The following is a 19,285-nucleotide window of genomic DNA, read 5'->3' as shown; positions in this document are numbered from 1 at the left end:
GGCTACCAGGACTTCATCCAGCGCGCCCACGCCGGCCGGGCGGCAGCAGGCCGCGCTCGCGCGCCTTCGTGATCCAGCCCTGAGCGGTGGAGAGGGCGACGCCGTTGATCTCTGCCATTGTCGCGCTCGGGTTCTTGTCGTCTTTCCGGGAGAGCTGGCCGTGCTGCAGGGCAACCAGCTCGTAGAAATCGGGCGTCTTCTTCGGATCGCCGATCGGGTTGAGCAGGTCGCGCTCGCTGATCTTGTGGCCTGACGGCAGCACGATCTTGCCGCCGGATCTCGTCTCGGTGCGCTTCATCGCGAACAGCCGCTGGTTGATCGCGGCCTCGATGCGGGCGGTCGGCAACTCGCGGAGGAGCTGGCTCGTGATCGGTTGGCCGCCCCGCCAAGGAAGGTAGATGACACCGGTGATGCGCACTTCCTCCGGTAGGGCGAACGTCTGGCGCTGCAGGCGGATCATGACGCGTGTGTGCGTCGGAATGTGTTCGATCCATCGCCAGCGGCCGTCGATCGTCTCGTTCTGGTCGGACACGGAAACGCGGGACTGCTCATTCGGCGCGGACATCCACCGGTCGTAGCCGAGCAGTTCGTCGATCTCGAGCGACGGGTCGTCACCTCGGTCGCCCGGGAAGTGGAGATGCAGGTGCCACTCTTCAGGGAGGTCGTCGGCGACGAGGAGTCCGTCTCGAGACTGGTCCAGCCGCTGGGAGGGCTCGGGTAGATCCATGGCACGAGTCTAGCCACACAACTCAGATACTTGCCGAAACCCGTGACCGGTGATAATCTCAGGTACTTGCAAGTAGCCGCGCGTGGGTCGGCATGCACGAGATGCCAGCCGGCGGCCGATGAGTCGAGGGGGAGCGTCATGGCCGACACCGCGTGGAGGGTCGAGTATCTGAGCCGGGTCGAGGCGGCCGAGCGGTGTCGCATCCCGGTCTCGAGTTTCGACAAGCTGCGCCACGACGGGCTCATCCCCGAGCCCGACGCGCGCATGGGCAAGCACCTGCTCTGGAGCGCCGACACGATCGACGAGCTGCTCGCGCGGGGTGGAACGGAACACTGATGGCCGGGCGGCCGACGAAGGACACCCCGTCGCGGGTCGATCCGCGCACGGGTCGGCCGCTGCCCGAAGGCATCCGCTGGCGCGCCGACCGTCAGCGCTACCAGATCCGCGTCGTCGGCCCGAGCGTCGAGGGCGGCGCCGCCGAACGCTCGCGCACGTTCCTCACTCTCGCGGAAGCGAAGCGCGAGCTTGCGAAGATGGTCGCCGGCCGCAACCCGAACGGCTCGATGACACTCGACCAGTGGTACGACAAGTACTGGCCCGCGATCGAGTCCTCCATCCGCCCGGCGACAGCGCGCAGCTATGGCGTGGCCTGGCGGCTTCGCGTGAAGCCGAGTCTCGGCCGGCACCGGCTCGACGAGATCACCTCGCCCATGATCGAGTCGGCGATGGTCGCGTGGTCGGGCGGGGCATCCGCCAAGAACGACGCGCTCGCGGTTCTCTCGCGCTTGCTCGACGGCGCCCGCCGCTCGCGGTTCATCGACTTCAACCCGGCCCGCGAGGTGAAGCGGCCGAGCATGCGCGAATCGATCTCGCCGGTGTCGCGGGCGCTCACGCTCGAGCAGATCTCGACACTGCTCGATCTCATTCCCGATGGTCTGTGCCGCCGCTACTTCGCCGCGCTCGTCTACACAGGCATGCGCGCGGGCGAGGCGACTGCACTACGCGTCGGCGACGTCGACTTCGGGCGCGGCATCATCCGCGTCAGTCGCTCGCTGAGTCTGGGCATTCGCGGTGAGCTCATCGAGCAATCGCCCAAGAATCACAAGTCACGGGATGTCCCGCTGATCGACGCGCTGCGTCCGTACGCCGAGGCGGCCGCGCGCGGCAAGCGGGGGAGCGACCTGCTCTTCGACGGACCCGACGGCGGGCGCCTCACGAACCACAATGCCCGCCGCGCGGTGAACTGGGAGGAGCTGCGCGAGGCGATCGGCCGGCCCGACCTGCGCATCCATGACCTGCGGCACACGTTCGCGACGATCCTGTTCGACGCCGGCGCCACCGCGCCCGACGTGCAGGCGACCCTCGGCCACTCGAGCCTGCAGGTCACCGAGCGCTACTCACGTGCTCGCGAGGGGGTGGCGATCCGAGCCGGCGCAGCACTGAACGATGCGCTCAAGCGAGCTGACGAAAGCGCGGGCCAGAACGCCGCCCAGAGCGCCGCCAAGGCTGCCACCAACAGCGAAGCCAAGCCAGCCCGCCCAGAACCACAAATGGCACAACGCCGAACCAGGCGAAACCTTAATGGCACATTAATGGCACAGCCTCATGAGCACCCTCGAGGAATCTCCCGCTGACACGAAAAAACCCCCGGTGAACCGGGGGTTTTGACTGTGGCTCCGACCGGCATCGATCCGGTGACCTTTCGATTTTCAGTCGAACGCTCTACCAACTGAGCTACAGAGCCTCGAGGTGGAAAAGACCGCCTCGAAAGGAGAAAAGCCCCTTCTCTCGTAAGGGAAAGGGCTTGTCGCCTGAGCGACCCTGACGGGACTTGAACCCGCGACCTCCGCCGTGACAGGGCGGCACGCTAACCAACTGCGCTACAGGGCCTCGAAGTGAAGCTGTTCAATTATATACGCCTTGCAAAGTGACCCCAACGGGATTCGAACCCGTGCTGCCGCCGTGAAAGGGCGGTGTCCTAGGCCACTAAACGATGGGGCCGGAGGTCTCGCTCTTCAGCGCGACCGCCGAGAAGCAAGCATACGTGCTGATTCGCTTCTGCGCAAAACGAGCGCCGCGACGGTGTGAAACACGCGCGCGGGATGCCTCGCGGCGGGTGCCGCGCATCCGCGGACATGCCCGCCAAATCCCCGGAAACGATTGTCGGCATGCCTATCGTGAAGGCTGCCAGTGCCCGGAAACGAGAGCGAGGAGCGCGGGGTCCCGAAGCCCGCGTGGACGGGGAACCATGGACCGCACCACACGACGATCGCAGACCGCCCGAGCTCGAACGAGCCCGCCGGCGCCACCGAGTCTCGCGCGCCGCGCACTGGCCGGCGCCGCGCTCGTCGCCCTGGCGCTCGTCGGTTCGGTCGCGGTGCCGCAGAGCGCATTCGCCGCCGACTACCCCAGCTGGGACGAGGTCGAGCAGGCGAAGGCCGACACCGCCGCGGGCGCCGCGGCGGTCGACCAGATCGTCGGGCTCATCGGCGAGCTCGAGGCGAACGTCGAGCAGACGCGGCTCGAGGCGCAGCGACGCACCGACGAGCTGCTCGTCGCGCAGCAGAAGTACGACGATGCGGTGCGCAAGGCCGATCAGATCCAGGCCGAGGCCGACGCCTCCGCCGCGGAGGCGGCCGAGGCCGAGCAGAACGCCGGGCAGGTGGCCGCACAGCTTTACCGCACGGGCACCGGCGACCTCAGCGTGAACCTCTTCCTCGAGGCGGGCAACGCCACGTCGACCGATGCGCTGCTCTCGAAGCTCGGGAACATGAGCCAGATGGTCGAGCGCAGCTCCGAGGTGTACCGCACCGCGCAGGAGAAGGCGAACTCCGCGCAGTCGCTCGGCGACCAGGCCGAGGTCGCGCAGGGCGAGCGCGAGAAGCTGCGGGTCGCCGCGGAGGCGGCACTGCAGGCGGCGCAGGAGGCGCAGGCGGCCGCGGAGGCGGCGCTCGCCGAGTCGCAGGCGAGGAAGATCGAGCTCGAGGCGCAGCTGAGCTTCCTGAAGGACGCCGAGGCGAAGACCACGGCGGCGTACGAGGAGGGCGAGCGCAAGCGCAAGGAGGAAGAGGAGCGACGCCGCAAGGAGGAGGAGCGCCGTCGCAAGGAGGCGATGGAGAACGGCTCGCCCGGCGGGGTCGCGACCTCGGGCTGGGCGCTGCCCGCCTCGGGCTGGATCTCGGGCGACTACGGTCCCCGCGAGGTCATCTGCGGCGGCGGCTACTGCTCGAACCCCTTCCACTACGCGACCGACATCGCGACCGGATGCTGGTCGCCCATCTACGCGGCCAACAGCGGCACGGTCACCTACTCGGGCTGGTCGGGCAGCTACGGCAACTTCGTGAAGATCGACCACGGCGGCGGCATCTCGACCGGTTACGCCCACATCGTCGAGGGCGGCCTGCTCGTCGGGTACGGGCAGTGGGTCTCGGCCGGGCAGCAGATCGCCTGGTCGGGAACGACCGGCGCCTCGACCGGCTGCCACCTGCACTTCGAGGTCTACAGCGGGTGGGATCGCATCGATCCCGTACCGTTCATGGCGAACCGGGGTGTCTACCTTGGCTGAGCACCGCACTCGGCCCATCTCGCGGGTGAAGCCCGCGACCGTCTTCTCGGCCGTGGCCGTCGGCGCGGTGACCGCGTCGATCGGCCTCGTCGGCCCGCCGGCGGCGGCCGAGCCCGACTACCCGTCGTGGGGCGAGATCGAGCAGGCCAAGCAGAACGAGGCGACGAAGCAGGCCGAGATCGGCCGGCTGGGCGAGCTGCTCGCGGGCCTGCAGCAGACGGCGGATGCCGCGGTGCAGGTCTCGATGGTCGCGGACGAGGCCTATCGCGTGGCCGTCGACGAGCGCGACCGCGCCGCCGAGCGCGTGAAGACCCTCGGCAAGCAGGCCGCGGAGGCCGAGGCGGTCGCCGAGATCTCGAGGATGCGCGCGGGCCTGCTCGCGGCGCACCTCGCCCGGACCGCCGGCAAGGACCTCTCGGCCGAACTCGTCTTCAGCGGCGACGACGTCGACGGGCTGCTGAAGCAGCTCGGCCTCGCGTCGAAGCTCGGCGAGCAGTCGCAGGGCGTCTACGAGCAGGCCGAGAGCGACCGCAACGCCGCCGAGTCGCTGCGGGCGCAGGCGGTCGAGGCCGAGGCCGAGCACGAACGGCTCACCGCGCTCGCCGAGACCCGTGCCGACGAGGCCCGTGCCGCGGCCGATGCGGCGCTCGCCGCGGTCGCCGCGGCCGAGCAGCGTTCGGCGGAGCTGTACGCGCAGCTCGCCTCGCTGAAGGACACGACGGCCGCACTCGAGCGCGAGCGCGTCGAGGGGCAGGCCCGTGAGGCCGCGGAGGCCGCGCTCGAAGAAGCCGAGGAGGCGGAGTCCGGCGGCGGATCCGGCGGCGGTGGATCGAACAACGGCGGATCCGGCGGCGGTTCTAACAACGGCGGCGGCAGCTCCAACGGTGGCGGTGGCTCGAACGGCGGCGGTTCGAACGGCGGCGGCTCGACCCCGAACCCGAACCCGAAGCCGCCGAACCAGAACGCCGTCGAGTCGGCGATCGCGTTCGCGCGGCAGCAGCTCGGCGAGCGCTACGTGCTCGGCGGTGCCGGCCCCGACGTATGGGACTGCTCGGGCCTCACCCGCGAGGCCTACGGCTACGCGGGCATCGGCATCGGCACCCACTCGGCGACGAACCAGTACTACACGCTCGCCGGGCGCGGCAAGGCGGTCTCGCTCGGCAGCATCCAGCGCGGCGACCTGCTCTTCTGGGGATCGGGCGGCGACTACTACCACGTCGCGATCTACCTCGGCGGCGGCCGCATCCTCGAGGCCCCGCGCGAGGGCGTACCGGTGCGCGAGTACTTCATCTGGGGCAGCCCTTCGGCCGCGGCGCGGCCGGCCGGCTGAGTACCCGGGGACGACGAAGGGGGCGAGCCGTGCGGCTCGCCCCCTTCGCTGCGTCGGATGCCACGTGGCATCCGCAGAGCTCGATCGCTCAGTGACCGGGGAAGGCCTCGATCGCCTTCTGGATGAGCGCCTCGGCCTCGGCCGCGTTCGCCCAGCCCTCGGTCTTGACCCACTTGCCGGGCTCGAGGTCCTTGTAGTGCTCGAAGAAGTGCTCGATCTCCTTGCGCGTGAACTCGGGGATCGAGTCGACGTCCTGGATGTGGTTCCAGCGCGGGTCGCCCGCGGGCACCGCGATGACCTTGGCGTCGCCGCCGCCGTCGTCGGTCATGTGGAAGACGCCCACCGGGCGGACCTTCACGCCGACGCCCGGGAAGAGCGGGTACTCGAGGAGGACGAGCACGTCCAGCGGGTCGCCGTCGTCACCGAGGGTGTTCTCGAAGAAGCCGTAGTCGGTCGGGTAGACGAAGCCGGTGTAGAGCACGCGGTCGAGGAACACCCGGCCGGTCTCGTGGTCGACCTCGTACTTGTTGCGGCTCCCCTTGGGGATCTCGATGACGGCGTTGTACTCGCCCATGCGTTGGGTTCTCCTGTTCTGGAAGTCTCGCCGGGCGCTCGGCACGCGGCGGAATAAGGTTACCCCGATGCCTTCTGACCAGCACATGGATGCCACGGGCTCCCGCCGCCCGCGATTGACCCCGCCGATCGCCGACGTCCGTCGGGCGGTGCGCGCGGTGCTGCCCGACGCCGGAACGGTGCTCGTGGCGCTCTCGGGAGGTGCCGACTCGCTCGCCCTCGCGGCCGCCGCCGCCTTCGAGGCGCCCCGCGCGGGAATCGCGGCGGGCGCGGTGGTCGTCGACCATGGCCTGCAGCCCGGCTCGGCCGAGGTCGCGGAGCGCGCCGCGCGCGCCGCCCGCGAACTCGGGCTCGACCCGGTGCTCGTGCGGCGCGTCGAGGTGGGCGACGAGGGAGGGCCCGAGGCATCCGCCCGCATCGCCCGCTACGCCGCGCTCGACGCGGCCGCCCGCGAGACGGGCGCCGCGCTCGTGCTGCTCGGGCACACGCTCGACGACCAGGCCGAGACCGTGCTGCTCGGCCTCGCCCGCGGCTCGGGCGCCGCGAGCCTGTCCGGCATGGCGCCGGCCGCCGGGCGCTACGCGCGGCCGCTCCTCGGCATCCGGCGCGCGACGACCCGTCAGGCCTGCCTCGATGCGGGGCTCGAGCCGTGGGACGACCCGCACAACCTCGACCCGGCGTACGCGCGGGTGCGGGTGCGCGAGCGGGTGCTGCCCGTGCTCGAGGCCGAGCTCGGTCCGGGCATCGCCGAGGCGCTCGCACGCACCGCCGAGCAGCTGCGCGAAGACGACGCAGCCTTCGCCGAGCAGATCGAGGAGTTCATCGAGGAGATCTGCGAACCCGCCGAGGCCGGCATCGCCGTCTCGGTGGCCGCGCTCGCCGCGAACCCGGCCGCGCTCAGGCAGCGCATCATCCGGCACGTCGTCGCGAGCGAGTTCGGGGTGTCGCTGAGCCGCACGCAGACGCTCGAGGTGGCGAGGCTCGTCACCGAGTGGCACGGGCAGGGTCCGATCGACCTGCCCGGCGGCGCGCTCGTCACGCGCGCCGGCGCGCACCTCGTGTTCTCGACGACCGGGTCGACCGAGGTCCTCGAACACGACCACTGATCGCGACGGGGTCTCGTTTAGGATTTACGCATGGATGCGCGCGAGATTCAGGCCGACCTCACCGAGACCCTCGTCACCGAGGCCGAGATCCACGCGAAGCTCGCCGAACTCGCCAGGCGGATCGAAGCCGACTACGACGGCAAGGACCTGCTGCTCGTCGGCGTCCTCAAGGGCGCCGTCATGGTCATGGCCGACCTCGCCCGCGAGCTCCGGAGCCACGTCAACATGGACTGGATGGCGGTCTCCTCGTACGGCGCGGGCACGCAGTCGAGCGGTGTCGTCCGCATCCTGAAGGACCTCGACGCCGACCTCACCGGCCGCCACGTGCTCATCGTCGAGGACATCATCGACTCGGGCCTCACCCTCAGCTGGCTGCTCGGCAACCTCGAGTCGCGCGGTGCGGAGTCGGTCGAGATCTGCGCCCTGTTCCGCAAGCCCGACGCCGCCAAGGTCGAGGTCGGCGTGAAGTACCTCGGCTTCGACATCCCCAACCAGTTCGTCGTCGGCTACGGCCTCGACTACGCCGAGCGCTACCGCAACCTGCGCGACGTCGCGATCCTCGCACCGCACGTCTACAGCTGAGCCCGTCGGCCCAGAGGCCACCCGGACTGGGGTGGACTCCCGCCCCTGCGGCACCGCGCCCGACGCCCTAGAGTCGTGCCATGGGCGAGGGCGAGCGCCGGAGCAGACTGCGTGACGCTGCCGCCGCCTTCGCCAGCAATGCGCAGAACCCGAACCTCCGACGCGCCCAGCTGAGCTTCCTCGGCGCGTGGACCGCCGAATGGGCGTTCACCGTGGCGCTCGGCATCGTCGCCTACCGCGACGGCGGCGCCGCCGCGCTCGGGCTCGTCGGGCTGCTCAGGATGGTGCCGTCGGCGATCTTCGCCCCGCTCCTCTCGCCGATCGCCGATCGCGGGCGACGCGAGCGCGTGCTCATCCTCGTCTCGGTCGTGCGCGGCGTCGCGACCGCGGCCGCGGCGGTCGTCGTCGCCGTGGCCGGGCCGCCGGCGGTCGTCTACGCGCTCGCCGTGCTCTCGACGATCGCGGCGACGCTGTACCGGCCGGCGCACTCGGCACTCCTGCCCTCGCTCTGCCGCACCGGCTACGAACTCGCGAGCGCCAACATGGTGCGCGGGCTCCTCGACTCCGCCGCGACCCTCGTCGGGCCGCTGCTCGCCGCGGTGCTGCTGCAGTTCGCCGGCGTCGACGTCGTGTTCGCCGTCGCGGCGGCCGCCTCGTTCTGGGCGGCGGCGCTCCTCGTCCGGCTCCGCTACGAGGCACCGCCGCGGCCGGCCGCACCGGCACGCCGCAACCTCGCCGCCGAGGCGCTCGACGGCATCCGGGCGGTCGCCCGGAGCCGCGGCCTGCTGCTCATCCTCGGGCTCGCCTCGGCGCAGGCGCTCACGCGCGGCGCGCTGACCGTGCTCTCCGTGGTGGTGGCGATCGAGCTGCTGGGCACCGGTGAACCCGGGGTGGGCGCCCTCATGACCGCGGTCGGCGTCGGCGCCGTGCTCGGCTCGCTCGCCGCCTCCCTGCTCGTCGGCACGGGACGCCTGGGCGCCTGGTTCGCGGTCGGCGTCGGCCTCTGGGGCCTCCCGCTGACGCTCGTCGGCCTCGCCCCGCAGGGATCGACCGCGCTCGGGCTGCTCGCCTTCATCGGCGTCGGCAACGCGCTGATCGACGTCGCCGGGTTCACGCTGATCGGTCGCATGGCCCCCGACGACGTGCTCGCGCGGGTCTTCGGCGTGCTCGAGAGCCTCGTCGCGGTCTTCATCGGCATCGGCGCCGTCGTCGCCTCGACGATGGTCGACCTGCTCGGCGTGCAGACCGCGCTCATCGTCATCGGACTCGTGTGCCCGGTGCTCGCGGTGGTGACGTGGCATCCGCTTCGCCGTCTCGACCGCTCGGTGGGCGCGCTCGACGACGATGTTCGACTGCTGCGGGAGGTGGCGATGTTCCGCACCCTGCCGCTTCCGGCCGTCGAGCAGCTCGCGCGCGGCCTCGAACCCGTCACCATCGCGCGCGGCGACCCCGTGTTCAGCCAGGGCGACCTGGGCGATCGCTACTACCTGATCGAGACGGGCCGCGCCGAGGTGGTGGGCGACGGGCGTGTCGTGGCGACGCTCGGCCCGGGGGAGGGGTTCGGCGAGATCGCGTTGCTGCGTCGCACCCGGCGCACGGCGACCGTCACCGCCGCCACCGAGCTCCGACTGCGTGCGCTCGCCCCCGACCGCTTCCTGCCCGTCGTGCTCGGTTACACGCCCAGCGCGCAGCAGGCCGCCGCCGAGGTCGACGGGCGGCTCGAACGCTACGAGCCGAGCGAACGCTCCGACGAGCCCCCGGGCACCCCCGATTCGCGGGGTTGAGGCGGCGGGGGAACGGTGACACGCTGTGCCAATGGAGTCCGGCCGCGCGGTACTGCTGATCGCCGACATCGGTGGCTACACCGACTACATGAGCTCTCATCGGTTCAGCCTCGCGCACGCCGAGGTCAACACGGCGCGCATGCTCGACAAGATGATCGACGCCGCACCCGGCTACGACCTCATCGAGATCGAAGGCGATGCGGCCTTCCTCTCGCGGCAGGCCGACGGCGATTCGGATGCCGCGGTCGCCGAGATCCTCCGGACTGCCGTCGCGATGCACCGGGCGTTCCACCTCGAACGGCAGAACGTCGCCGCGAACCTCTGCCCCTGCGCGGGATGCAAGGAGGCCGCCGAGCTCAAGCTCAAGTTCGTCGCGCACGTCGGTGACGTGGCCACCCAGACGATCCGCGAGCGCATCAAGCTCGTCGGCATCGACGTCATCCACGTGCACCGCATGCTGAAGAACCCCGTCTCGATCCCCGAGTACGTGCTGCTCTCCGACGAACTCCACCGGACCGGTGCGGGCGCACTGCCCGCCGAGGTGCACGAGATCTCGCAGGACCTCGAGGGCATCGGCACGGTCAGGGCGTACTTCGTCGACGTCGGCGACCTCGACGGCGAGCTCCCGGCGCTGCCGGGGCCATCCGTTCGCGGGCGTCTCGGGCGCACCTTCGCGGCGGCCGGACTCGGCATGCCGTACCTGCTGGGCCTGCGCCGGAGCCGACGCGAGACGGCGACGAGCTGAGCGCTGCGCGCTGCGCTGCGCGCTTTCAGCGGCTGCGCCGGTCGGTCCGCTTCACGCGCTGCGCGCTTTCAGCGAACAGGCAGCCGCCGTCCAGTAGCGCCGTTGTAGCCTTGCAGGATCATGAACATGAAGAAGGTCTTCCGCGGGCCGATCATCTACATCCTGCTCGCGATCGTCGCCGTGTGGATCGGCTCGAGCCTCATCACCGCGTCCGGCTTCAAAGAGGTGTCGACGCAGCAGGGCCTCGAGCTGCTGAGCGACGGCAAGGTCGCCGCCGTGAAGATCGTCGACGGCGAGAACCGCGTCGACCTCACCCTCGCCAAGGAGGACGCGGAGCTCGGCAAGCAGGTGCAGTTCTACTACGTCACGCCCCGCGGCGCCGACGTGGTCGCGGCCGTCGACCAGGCCGACCCGAAGGACGGCTACAACGACGAGGTGCCGCAGCCGAACTGGTTCATGTCGATGCTCGGCATCCTCCTGCCGCTGCTGCTCATCGGCGTCTTCTTCTGGATCATGCTGTCGGGCATGCAGGGCGGCGGCAACCGCGTCATGCAGTTCGGCAAGTCGAAGGCCAAGCTCGTCTCGAAGGAGAGCCCGAAGGTCACCTTCGACGACGTCGCCGGCGCGAGCGAGGCGATCGAGGAGCTCCACGAGATCAAGGAGTTCCTGAAGGAGCCCGCGAAGTTCCAGGCCGTCGGCGCCCGCATCCCGAAGGGCGTGCTGCTGTACGGCCCTCCCGGCACCGGCAAGACCCTGCTGGCCCGCGCCGTCGCCGGTGAGGCGGGCGTGCCCTTCTACTCGATCTCGGGTTCCGACTTCGTCGAGATGTTCGTCGGCGTCGGCGCCAGCCGCGTGCGCGACCTCTTCGACCAGGCCAAGCAGAACGCGCCGGCCATCATCTTCGTCGACGAGATCGACGCGGTCGGCCGCCACCGCGGCGCCGGCCTCGGCGGCGGGCACGACGAGCGCGAGCAGACCCTGAACCAGCTGCTCGTCGAGATGGACGGCTTCGACCCGAAGACCAACGTCATCCTCATCGCGGCGACGAACCGCCCCGACATCCTCGACCCGGCGCTGCTGCGCCCCGGCCGCTTCGACCGCCAGATCGGCGTCGACGCCCCCGACCTCAAGGGCCGCCAGAAGATCCTCGAGGTGCACTCGAAGGGCAAGCCGCTCGCGCACGGCGTCGACCTCGAGGTGCTCGCTCGCAAGACGCCCGGGTTCACGGGCGCCGACCTCGCGAACGTGCTCAACGAGGCCGCGCTGCTCACCGCCCGCTCGAACGCGCAGCTCATCGACAACCGGGCCCTCGATGAGGCCGTCGACCGTGTCATCGCCGGCCCGCAGCGCCGCTCCCGCGTCATGAAGGACAAGGAGAAGCTCATCACCGCGTACCACGAGGGCGGCCACGCCCTCGCCGCGGCGGCGATGAACTACACCGACCCCGTGACGAAGATCACGATCCTCCCGCGCGGCCGGGCCCTCGGGTACACGATGGTCATGCCGCTCGAAGACAAGTACTCCGTCACCCGCAACGAGCTGCTCGACCAGCTCACCTACGCCATGGGCGGCCGCGTCGCCGAGGAGATCGTGTTCCACGACCCCTCCACCGGCGCGTCGAACGACATCGAGAAGGCCACCTCGACGGCCCGCAAGATGGTCACCGAGTACGGCATGTCGGCGAACGTCGGCGCGGTGAAGCTCGGCCAGTCGCAGGGCGAGGTCTTCCTCGGTCGCGACATGGGCCACCAGCGCGACTACTCCGAGGAGATCGCCGAGCGCGTCGACATCGAGGTGCGCACCCTCATCGAGCAGGCGCACGACGAGGCGTGGCAGGTGCTCAACGACAACCGCGACATCCTCGACAAACTCGCCGCCGAGCTGCTCGAGAACGAGACCCTCGACCACAACCAGATCGCCGAGATCTTCAAGGACGTCCGCAAGCTGCCGGAGCGCCCGCTGTGGCTCTCGAGCGACAAGCGCCCGGTCTCGAACATCCCGCCGATCACGTTCCCCGAAGACAAGCTGCCCATCGACCAGGGCGCCGTCGACGGCGGCGTCGACTCGAGCGAGCTGCCCGAGGAGACCCCCGCGGCTCGCTCGCCGCGGTCGAACCCCCGACCGGCGACGGCCTGACCGCCGCCCGGCTGAAGGGCTGACATGGCCGGAGTGGATGCCGAACGCATCGAGCGGGCCGTGCTCGAGATCCTCCTCGCGATCGGGGAGGATCCCGCGCGTCCCGGCCTCGAGCGCACCCCGCAGCGGGTCGCCGAGGCGTACGCCGACTTCTTCGGCGGACTCGACGTCGACCCGCTGACGCACCTCGCCGACAGTGTGCCGCTCGGCGCGACCGACGCGGGAGTGCCGGCGACCTCCGACGCGGTGATCCTGCGCGACCTCGCGTTCCGTTCGGTGTGCGAGCACCACCTGCTGCCGTTCGTGGGCACCGCCCACGTGGCCTACCTGCCCGGCGACCGCGTCGTCGGGCTCGGCCGCATCCCCGCCGTCGTCGACACGCTGGCCCGAAGGCCCCAGCTGCAGGAGCGCCTCGCCGAGGAGATCGCCGACACGCTCGTCGCAGGCCTCGATCCGAAGGGCGTGCTCGTCGTGCTCGACGCCCAGCACCGCTGCGTCACGACGCGCGGCTCCCGGCAGGAGCGCAGCTCGACCGTGACCATCGCGAGCCGCGGCGCACTCGCCGAACCGGCCGGCCGCGCCGAGATCATCGCCCTCATCGGAGTGCGCGATGCCTGAGGCGCCGTCGATGCTCGTCATGGGCGTCGTCAACGTCACCCCCGACTCGTTCAGCGACGGCGGCCGCTGGTTCGACGCCGAGGCGGCGATCGCGCACGGGGTCGAACTCGTCGCGCAGGGCGCCGACCTCGTCGACGTCGGGGGCGAGTCGACCCGGCCGGGCGCCGCCCGCGTCGAACCCGAGGAGGAGCTGCGCCGCGTGGTGCCGGTCATCCGCGCCCTCGCCGACCAGGGCATCCGGGTGAGCGTCGACACGATGCGCGCGGCGACCGCCCGCGCTGCGGTCGAGGCGGGCGCCGAGATCATCAACGACGTCTCGGCCGGACTCGCCGACACCGAGATGGCCCGCGTCGCCGCCGAGACGGGCGCGCATTACGTCGCGATGCACTGGCGCGGGCACTCCGACCGCATGGATCAGCTCGCCGAGTACGGCGACGTGGCCGCCGAGGTGCGCGACGAACTCGGCGCGCGCGTCGAGGCGCTGCTCGAGGCGGGCATCGCCGCAGACCGGCTCATCCTCGACCCCGGACTCGGGTTCTCCAAGCGCGGTGAGCAGAACTGGCAGCTGCTCGGGCGGCTCGACGTGCTCGCCGGGCTCGGCCTGCCGATCCTTGTGGGGGCGTCGCGCAAGCGGTTCCTCGGCGCGCTGCTTCCCGACGGGGCATCCGTCGCCGAACGCGACCTGCCGACCGCCGTCGTGAGCGTGCTCTCGGCGCAGGCCGGGGCGTGGGGCGTGCGCGTGCACGACGTGGTCGGCACGCGGCGCGCCCTCGACGTCCTCGGGGCGTGGCAGAGTGGACGTCGTGGCTGAACAGCGCGGACTTCGGCGGGGCGACCGCATCACGTTGACCGGGCTGCGCGTGCGCGCCCATCACGGCGTGTTCGACTTCGAACGGGCCGAGGGGCAGGAGTTCGTGATCGACGTCGTCGTCGCCGTCGACCTCGCCGCCGCGGCGGCGGGCGACGACCTCGCCCGTACCGTGCACTACGGCGAGCTCGCCGAACAGGTGGTCGCCGCCGTCGAGCGCGACCCCGTCGACCTCATCGAGACGGTGGCCGAGCGGGTCGCGGCCGTCGCGCTCTCGTTCGAGGCGGCCGACGAGGTCGAGGTGACGGTGCACAAGCCGCAGGCGCCCATCACGGTGCCCTTCGAGGATGTCGCGGTCACGATCGTCAGGCGTCGGGCATGAGCCGCGCCGTCGTCGCCTTCGGGGCGAACCTCGGCGACCGCGAGCAGACGATCGCCGCTGCCGCACGGGCACTGGCCGACGCCGAGGGGGTCGAGCTCGTCGCCGTCTCGCCGCTCTACGAGACGCCGGCGCTGAAGACGACGGGCGTCGACCACGATGCCCCCGGGTACCTCAACGGGGTGCTCATCGTCGAGACCGCGCTCGAGCCGCACGCGCTCCTCGACGTGCTGCAGGGCATCGAGACGGAGCAGGGCCGGGTGCGCGCCGAGCGCTGGGGCGATCGCACGCTCGACCTCGACCTCATCGACTTCGACGGGCGGCAGCTCGCCGACGAACGGCTCGAGCTGCCGCACCCGCGGGCCTGGCAGCGCGCGTTCGTGCTCGCCCCCTGGCTCGACCTCGAGCCCGATGCCGTGCTGCCCGGTCGGGGCCCCGTGGCGGCGCTCCGCGCCGAGGCATCCGACGAGGTGGTCAGGCGATGAAGCGCACGCACTTCTCGACGCTGCTCGCATTCGTGCTCGGCGGGCTCGTCATCGGCTACCTCGGAGACCTCGCGATCGTCAACACCGGCTCGAAGGCGCTGGTGCCGCCGCTCTCGCTCCCGATCACGCTCATCGGCGTCGCGGCGATCGTCGTCCTGCTGGCCTGGCCCATCCGCCGTGCCGTGAAGGGCAAGGCGACGAAGCACCTCGATCCGTTCCGGGCGATGCGCGTCGCCGTGCTCGCGAAGGCGTGCAGCCTCAGCGGGGCGCTCGTGCTCGGCGTCGGGCTCGGCATCGGGCTGTTCCTCCTGACCCGCAGCGTGGTGCCGCCCGCCGGCACGGTGTGGCTGGCGTTCGCGACCGCGATCGGCGCGGCGCTGCTGCTCGGCGGCGGACTCGTCGCCGAGTGGTTCTGCACGCTGCCGCCCGACGACCCCGAGAACGAGAAGGAAGAGCACGCACATGCCTGAGCACGACCCGGCCGAGCACGACGCCGACATCGCCGGCCCGGCCGAGACGCGCCGCTCCGACGAGTGGCGACGAGTCTCGCCGAAGTACGTCGTGGTCGAGGTGGTCGGCTCGCTCATCGGCATGGTGATCTTCGTCGGTGCCGCGCTCGTGGTGCACTTCCTCTGGCATCAGCCGTGGGCGCTGTGGGTGGCCGTCGCGATCGGCGTGGTCTCGCTCATCGGCATCGCGTTCGAGCCGCGTCGCGTGCGCTCGATCCAGTACCGGCTGCGCGCCGACGACCTCGTGGTCCGCCGGGGCATCATGTTCCAGCGACAGGTCGCCGTGCCGTACGGGCGCATGCAGCTCGTCGACATCACGCGCGGCCCCGTCGCGCGGGCGCTCGGCCTCGCCGACCTCAAGTTCGTCACGGCGGCGGCCGCCACCGCGGTCACCGTGCCCGGGCTGCCGATGGAGGAGGCCGACCGGCTCCGCGACGAGCTCGTCGCCCTCGCCGAGACCCGTCGGGCGGGGCTGTGAGCGCTCCGGTCCGTCCGGCACCGGTCCAGTCGCTCGCCGACGGGGAGTGGCATCGACTGCACCCGGCGAGCCCGCTGCTGCGGGGCGGGCTCGTGTTCATCGCCGTGCTCGGCTTCGTGATCGCGAACCTGCGCGAGCGGGTGGTCGACTTCTTCCTCACGGTGTTCTCGCCCGAGACGCGCGACGCGTTCGGCGACCGGTACGGCTCCGGTGAGGACGACTGGGCGAACGACCCGATCGGCGGCATCGTGAACCACGGCCTCGTGGGGTGGGCGCTGCTCGGCCTCGTCGCGGTGCTCGTCGTGGTCATCGCGGCGTTCTGGCTGTCCTGGCGCATGCACACCTTCCGGGTGACGACCGAGGCGGTCGAGGTGCGCAGCGGCATCCTCTTCCGGTCGCACCGCAGCGCCCGTCTCGACCGCATCCAGGGCATCAATGTCACCAGGCCCCTCTTCGCCCGCCTCTTCGGCACCGCGAAGCTCGAGGTCTCGGTCGCCGGCCAGTCGGCGAACGTGCAGCTGGCGTACCTCGGTTCGGCGCTCGCCGACCGGCTCCGCGCCGACGTGCTCCGGCTCGCCTCCGGCGCGCGCGCCGAGCGGGCGGCGGCTCGCGGTGAGACGCCGCAGACGAACGGCGGGCCGGCGGTCGCGGCGGCGTCGGGCGTCGCCGGTGCGCTGCACCCCGGAGAGGTCGACGCGAACGGGGCCGTGGTCGGCCCGGTTGCGGGCGAGTCGACGCCGGGCCGCGTCCCGGCCGCCTCGCGTGCCGGCGCGCTCGTGGGCCAGCGGGTCGACGAGTTCCTCGCCCCAGAGCTCGACCCCGATCTCGCCCCGCCCGAGTCGGTCGTGCACCTGCCGCTCGGCCGGGTGATCGGTTCGACCCTGCTCGGCGGTTCGACGATCTGGGCGATCATCCTCGTCGCGATCATCGTGGTCGGCGTCAGCACCGGTCAGGCCTGGGTGCTGTTCAGCTTCGTGCCCGCGGCGATCGGTCTCGTCAGCTACATGTGGTCGCGCATCACGAAGTCGCTGCGCTACTCGATCGCGGGCACTCCCGACGGCGTCCGCATCGGCCACGGGCTGCTCTCGACAGGCAACCAGACCATTCCGCCGGGGCGCATCCACGCGGTCGAGGCGACCCAGTGGATCTTCTGGCGGCCGTTCGGCTGGTGGTCGATCCGCATCAACGTCGCCGGCCAGTCGGTGTCCGCCTCGAACGAGGCGGCGCAGCGCACCACCGTGCTCCCCGTCGGCACCGCGGTCGACGTGCAGCGAGTGCTCGCCCTCCTGGTCCCCGATGCCGCCTCCGACGTCGCGCCGCTCGTCGCGGACGGGCTCGCCGGGCGCGGGGGCGACGGCGGCTTCTCGGTCACCCCGCGCCGTGGCGCGTGGCTTCGCCCGTTCTCGTGGCGCCGCATCGGCTGGGCCGCGGCCTCCGGCGTCGCGCTCATCCGGCGGGGCTCGCTCGTGCGCAGCCTGACGCTCGTGCCGCTCGCGCGCATGCAGTCGGTCGCCCTCTCGGTCGGCCCGATCGACCGGTGGCTCCGGCTCGCCGGCGTTCGGCTGCACACCGTGACCGGCCCGGTCAGCGCGGTGCTGCCGATCGTCGATCGCGACGAGGCCGAGCGGTTGTTCGAGCGTCTCGCCGAGGAGGCCGTCGATCGCGCTGCGAGCGACACCACCCACCACTGGGGCGCCGTCGCCGCAGCCCCGGCCCCCGAGGCGGTCACGGTCCCCGAGGCGACGCCGGTCCCCGAGGCATCCCCGGCGCCCGAACCTCCGCGCGCCGTCCCGGCGCCCGACGAGACGGGCGACGATCATGCCCGCTGAGCGCGCAGGCCGACTCGGCGTCGGAACGATCGGCGCCGGCCGCGTGGGCGCGGTGCTCGCCGCCGCCCTCGGCGGTGCGGGCCACGCCCTCACCGGCGTCGCCGCGGTCTCCGAGTCGAGCCGCGAACGCGCCTCGGTGATGCTGCCCGGCGTGCCGGTGCTCGCGGTGCCCGAGATCGTCGAGCGCAGCGAACTCGTGCTGCTCGCCGTGCCCGACGACGAGCTCGAGGCGCTCGTCTCGGGGCTCGCCGAGGCCGGGGTCTGGCAGCCGGGGCAGCTCGTGCTGCACACCTCGGCGAAGTTCGGCACCGGCGTGCTCGACCCCGCGCGGCGGTCGGGCGCGATCCCGCTCGCGGTGCACCCGGCGATGACCTTCACCGGTACGAGCCTCGACCTCGCACGCCTGCCCGGCACCTGGTTCGCCGTCACCGCGCCCGCGCCCGTCCTCCCGATCGGCCAGGCGCTCGTCGTCGAGATGGGCGGTGAGCCGTTCATCGTGGCCGAGGGCGACCGGGCCGCCTACGGCGAGGCCGTCGACACCGTCGTCTCGTTCTCGAGCGCGATCGTCGACCAGGCGAGCGCCCAGCTCGACGGCATCGGCGTCCCGCGCCCCGGCGCGGTGCTCGCCTCGCTCGCGCGCAGTGCCGTCGAGAACGCGCTCGCCCGGCACGACACCGGGCCGATGCCCGAGGGTGCCGGTACGATCGACGAGGCCGGATTCGACCGGCCGCTGGGAGGAGGCGCGTGAGCGAGATCCACGTCGAGCCGACCGCCGGCATCCGGGTCGTGACGACGATCGCCGAGCTCCGCGGGTTGCTCGCGGGGCGGCGGGCAGCCGGGGCATCCATCGCGCTCGTACCGACCATGGGCGCGCTGCACGACGGCCATTTCGCGCTCGTGCGCCGGGCGCGCGAACTCGCCGACGTCGTCGTCGTGTCGATCTTCGTGAACCCGCTGCAATTCGGGCCGACCGAAGACCTCGATCGCTACCCGCGCACGCTCGACGCCGACATCGCCGCCCTCGCCGAACTGGGCGTCGAGTTCGTGTTCGCGCCGTCGGCCGCCGAGATGTACCCCGACGGACCGAGCTCGACGCGCGTCGTCGCCGGGTCGGTCGGCGGGCTCTACGAGGGCGCTTCGCGCCCGGGCCATTTCGACGGCATGCTCACGGTCGTCGCGAAGCTCTTCAACATCGTCGCTCCCGAGTTCGCGGTGTTCGGCCAGAAGGACGCGCAGCAGGTCTTCCTCGTGCGCCGGATGGTGCGCGACCTCGACCTGCCGCTCGCGATCGACGTGGTGCCGACGGTGCGCGAGCACGACGGGCTCGCGCTCTCGAGCCGCAACCGGTTCCTCGGCGACGCCGAACGCGCAACCGCGCTGGTGCTCTCCGAGGCGCTCGCCGCCGCGGCCGAGTCGGCCGACGAGGGTCCTGCGGAGGCGCTCGCCGAGGCGGCGGCGGCCTTCGGCGACCACGACGGGGCCGACCTCGACTACTTCGTGATCGTCGACCCCGAGACCCTGCTGCCGGTCGCCGGCGACGCGACGGGGCCGGCGCTCGCGCTCGTCGCGGCGCGCATCGGTGCGACCCGGCTCATCGACAACCGGGTGATCCGGCTCGGCTGACGGGGCGT

At 71.7% G+C, this 19,285-nt stretch carries 20 protein-coding genes and 3 tRNA genes; 18 read left to right on the top strand and 5 right to left on the bottom strand.

What is annotated here, in order from left to right; translation table 11 throughout:
* Window positions 1–13: 13 nt before the first annotated feature.
* Entirely contained in the window at window positions 14–727 is a 714-nt protein-coding gene (locus ACFVTR_RS06840) for a hypothetical protein (RefSeq protein ID WP_387035848.1), read from the bottom strand.
* Window positions 728–865: 138 nt separating this feature from the next.
* Between ACFVTR_RS06840 and ACFVTR_RS06835 the strand changes: the two genes are divergently transcribed.
* Both ACFVTR_RS06835 and ACFVTR_RS06830 read left to right on the top strand, forming a co-directional pair.
* Window positions 866–1,063 (top strand): XRE family transcriptional regulator, encoded by a 198-nt coding sequence (locus ACFVTR_RS06835; protein WP_127794348.1) that lies wholly within the window; start codon window positions 866–868, stop codon window positions 1,061–1,063.
* The gene (locus ACFVTR_RS06830) at window positions 1,063–2,361 is read left to right on the top strand and encodes a tyrosine-type recombinase/integrase (RefSeq protein WP_387035846.1); all 1,299 of its coding nucleotides are present in this window, start codon (window positions 1,063–1,065) and stop codon (window positions 2,359–2,361) included. The genes ACFVTR_RS06835 and ACFVTR_RS06830 overlap by 1 nt, the downstream gene beginning before the upstream one ends.
* Before the next feature lie 37 nt (window positions 2,362–2,398).
* On the opposite strand, the gene ACFVTR_RS06825 is transcribed toward ACFVTR_RS06830, so the two are convergent.
* The 3 genes from ACFVTR_RS06825 to ACFVTR_RS06815 form a co-directional block, all read right to left on the bottom strand.
* Window positions 2,399–2,471 (bottom strand) — tRNA-Phe (locus ACFVTR_RS06825).
* Between the two features lie 72 nt (window positions 2,472–2,543).
* A tRNA-Asp gene (locus tag ACFVTR_RS06820) sits at window positions 2,544–2,617 on the bottom strand.
* A gap of 38 nt (window positions 2,618–2,655) precedes the next feature.
* A tRNA-Glu gene (locus ACFVTR_RS06815) sits at window positions 2,656–2,728 on the bottom strand.
* Window positions 2,729–2,975: 247 nt separating this feature from the next.
* Here ACFVTR_RS06815 and ACFVTR_RS06810 point away from each other — a divergent pair.
* Window positions 2,976–4,292 (top strand): M23 family metallopeptidase, encoded by a 1,317-nt coding sequence (locus tag ACFVTR_RS06810; RefSeq protein WP_387035843.1) that lies wholly within the window; start codon window positions 2,976–2,978, stop codon window positions 4,290–4,292.
* A complete protein-coding gene (locus ACFVTR_RS06805) occupies window positions 4,285–5,622 on the top strand; it encodes a C40 family peptidase (protein WP_387035840.1) in 1,338 nt (445 codons plus the stop codon). Before ACFVTR_RS06810 ends, ACFVTR_RS06805 begins: the two co-directional genes overlap by 8 nt.
* A gap of 88 nt (window positions 5,623–5,710) precedes the next feature.
* Here ACFVTR_RS06805 and ppa read toward each other — a convergent pair whose 3' ends face one another.
* On the bottom strand, window positions 5,711–6,196 hold the full coding sequence (gene ppa, locus ACFVTR_RS06800) for an inorganic diphosphatase (protein WP_231429998.1): 486 nt from the start codon (window positions 6,194–6,196) through the stop codon (window positions 5,711–5,713).
* A gap of 67 nt (window positions 6,197–6,263) precedes the next feature.
* Here ppa and tilS point away from each other — a divergent pair, with 67 nt between their 5' ends.
* From tilS to panC, 14 genes are all read left to right on the top strand, one after another.
* On the top strand, window positions 6,264–7,301 hold the full coding sequence (gene tilS / locus ACFVTR_RS06795) for a tRNA lysidine(34) synthetase TilS (RefSeq protein ID WP_387035839.1): 1,038 nt from the start codon (window positions 6,264–6,266) through the stop codon (window positions 7,299–7,301).
* A gap of 30 nt (window positions 7,302–7,331) precedes the next feature.
* A complete protein-coding gene (hpt, locus tag ACFVTR_RS06790) occupies window positions 7,332–7,883 on the top strand; it encodes a hypoxanthine phosphoribosyltransferase (protein WP_376944136.1) in 552 nt (183 codons plus the stop codon).
* An 80-nt stretch (window positions 7,884–7,963) separates the two neighbouring features.
* Window positions 7,964–9,667: an MFS transporter gene (locus ACFVTR_RS06785; RefSeq protein WP_387035837.1), complete on the top strand. Its 1,704-nt coding sequence runs from the start codon at window positions 7,964–7,966 to the stop codon at window positions 9,665–9,667.
* Between the two features lie 31 nt (window positions 9,668–9,698).
* A complete protein-coding gene (locus tag ACFVTR_RS06780; RefSeq protein WP_387035835.1) occupies window positions 9,699–10,412 on the top strand; it encodes a DUF2652 domain-containing protein in 714 nt (237 codons plus the stop codon).
* Window positions 10,413–10,532: 120 nt separating this feature from the next.
* Window positions 10,533–12,548: an ATP-dependent zinc metalloprotease FtsH gene (gene ftsH / locus ACFVTR_RS06775; protein WP_387035834.1), complete on the top strand. Its 2,016-nt coding sequence runs from the start codon at window positions 10,533–10,535 to the stop codon at window positions 12,546–12,548.
* 24 nt (window positions 12,549–12,572) lie between these two features.
* Window positions 12,573–13,166 (top strand): GTP cyclohydrolase I, encoded by a 594-nt coding sequence (folE, locus tag ACFVTR_RS06770; RefSeq protein WP_376944144.1) that lies wholly within the window; start codon window positions 12,573–12,575, stop codon window positions 13,164–13,166.
* Window positions 13,159–13,977 carry a dihydropteroate synthase gene (folP, locus tag ACFVTR_RS06765; protein WP_387035832.1) on the top strand — a complete coding sequence of 273 codons (819 nt, stop codon included), beginning with the start codon at window positions 13,159–13,161 and terminating at the stop codon, window positions 13,975–13,977. The genes folE and folP overlap by 8 nt, the downstream gene beginning before the upstream one ends.
* Window positions 13,970–14,356 carry a dihydroneopterin aldolase gene (gene folB / locus ACFVTR_RS06760; protein WP_387035830.1) on the top strand — a complete coding sequence of 129 codons (387 nt, stop codon included), beginning with the start codon at window positions 13,970–13,972 and terminating at the stop codon, window positions 14,354–14,356. The genes folP and folB overlap by 8 nt, the downstream gene beginning before the upstream one ends.
* Window positions 14,353–14,838: a 2-amino-4-hydroxy-6-hydroxymethyldihydropteridine diphosphokinase gene (gene folK, locus ACFVTR_RS06755; RefSeq protein WP_387035828.1), complete on the top strand. Its 486-nt coding sequence runs from the start codon at window positions 14,353–14,355 to the stop codon at window positions 14,836–14,838. The genes folB and folK overlap by 4 nt, the downstream gene beginning before the upstream one ends.
* Window positions 14,835–15,308, top strand: a complete 474-nt coding sequence (locus tag ACFVTR_RS06750) for a DUF3180 domain-containing protein (protein WP_387035826.1) — start codon at window positions 14,835–14,837, stop codon at window positions 15,306–15,308. Before folK ends, ACFVTR_RS06750 begins: the two co-directional genes overlap by 4 nt.
* On the top strand, window positions 15,301–15,825 hold the full coding sequence (locus ACFVTR_RS06745; protein WP_387035824.1) for a PH domain-containing protein: 525 nt from the start codon (window positions 15,301–15,303) through the stop codon (window positions 15,823–15,825). The genes ACFVTR_RS06750 and ACFVTR_RS06745 overlap by 8 nt, the downstream gene beginning before the upstream one ends.
* Complete coding sequence (locus ACFVTR_RS06740) at window positions 15,822–17,654, top strand: PH domain-containing protein (RefSeq protein WP_387035823.1); 1,833 nt, start codon at window positions 15,822–15,824, stop codon at window positions 17,652–17,654. Before ACFVTR_RS06745 ends, ACFVTR_RS06740 begins: the two co-directional genes overlap by 4 nt.
* Window positions 17,644–18,402 carry a Rossmann-like and DUF2520 domain-containing protein gene (locus ACFVTR_RS06735; RefSeq protein ID WP_387035821.1) on the top strand — a complete coding sequence of 253 codons (759 nt, stop codon included), beginning with the start codon at window positions 17,644–17,646 and terminating at the stop codon, window positions 18,400–18,402. The genes ACFVTR_RS06740 and ACFVTR_RS06735 overlap by 11 nt, the downstream gene beginning before the upstream one ends.
* Window positions 18,399–19,277 (top strand): pantoate--beta-alanine ligase, encoded by an 879-nt coding sequence (panC, locus tag ACFVTR_RS06730; protein ID WP_387035820.1) that lies wholly within the window; start codon window positions 18,399–18,401, stop codon window positions 19,275–19,277. Before ACFVTR_RS06735 ends, panC begins: the two co-directional genes overlap by 4 nt.
* Window positions 19,278–19,285: the final 8 nt, after the last annotated feature.

Origin of the sequence: Agromyces sp. NPDC058126, from assembly GCF_042884595.1 — a bacterium.
Classification (GTDB): Bacteria; Actinomycetota; Actinomycetes; order Actinomycetales; family Microbacteriaceae; genus Agromyces.
Note: the sequence above shows the minus strand (reverse complement) of the source record. Positions and strands in the feature narration are given on the sequence as shown.

Bases quoted from the DNA above. Each gene is read 5' to 3' on its own strand.
- ACFVTR_RS06780 (WP_387035835.1), top strand. From the start codon at position 9,699: ATGGAGTCCGGCCGCGCGGTACTGCTGATCGCCGACATCGGTGGCTAC.
- ACFVTR_RS06735 (WP_387035821.1), top strand. From the start codon at position 17,644: ATGCCCGCTGAGCGCGCAGGCCGACTCGGCGTCGGAACGATCGGCGCC.
- folP (WP_387035832.1), top strand. From the start codon at position 13,159: ATGCCTGAGGCGCCGTCGATGCTCGTCATGGGCGTCGTCAACGTCACC.
- hpt (WP_376944136.1), top strand. From the start codon at position 7,332: ATGGATGCGCGCGAGATTCAGGCCGACCTCACCGAGACCCTCGTCACC.
- ACFVTR_RS06830 (WP_387035846.1), top strand. From the start codon at position 1,063: ATGGCCGGGCGGCCGACGAAGGACACCCCGTCGCGGGTCGATCCGCGC.
- ppa (WP_231429998.1), bottom strand. From the start codon at position 6,196: ATGGGCGAGTACAACGCCGTCATCGAGATCCCCAAGGGGAGCCGCAAC.
- ACFVTR_RS06835 (WP_127794348.1), top strand. From the start codon at position 866: ATGGCCGACACCGCGTGGAGGGTCGAGTATCTGAGCCGGGTCGAGGCG.
- folK (WP_387035828.1), top strand. From the start codon at position 14,353: ATGAGCCGCGCCGTCGTCGCCTTCGGGGCGAACCTCGGCGACCGCGAG.
- tilS (WP_387035839.1), top strand. From the start codon at position 6,264: ATGCCTTCTGACCAGCACATGGATGCCACGGGCTCCCGCCGCCCGCGA.
- ftsH (WP_387035834.1), top strand. From the start codon at position 10,533: ATGAACATGAAGAAGGTCTTCCGCGGGCCGATCATCTACATCCTGCTC.
- ACFVTR_RS06745 (WP_387035824.1), top strand. From the start codon at position 15,301: ATGCCTGAGCACGACCCGGCCGAGCACGACGCCGACATCGCCGGCCCG.
- ACFVTR_RS06810 (WP_387035843.1), top strand. From the start codon at position 2,976: ATGGACCGCACCACACGACGATCGCAGACCGCCCGAGCTCGAACGAGC.
- ACFVTR_RS06785 (WP_387035837.1), top strand. From the start codon at position 7,964: ATGGGCGAGGGCGAGCGCCGGAGCAGACTGCGTGACGCTGCCGCCGCC.
- folE (WP_376944144.1), top strand. From the start codon at position 12,573: ATGGCCGGAGTGGATGCCGAACGCATCGAGCGGGCCGTGCTCGAGATC.
- ACFVTR_RS06840 (WP_387035848.1), bottom strand. From the start codon at position 727: ATGGATCTACCCGAGCCCTCCCAGCGGCTGGACCAGTCTCGAGACGGA.
- ACFVTR_RS06750 (WP_387035826.1), top strand. From the start codon at position 14,835: ATGAAGCGCACGCACTTCTCGACGCTGCTCGCATTCGTGCTCGGCGGG.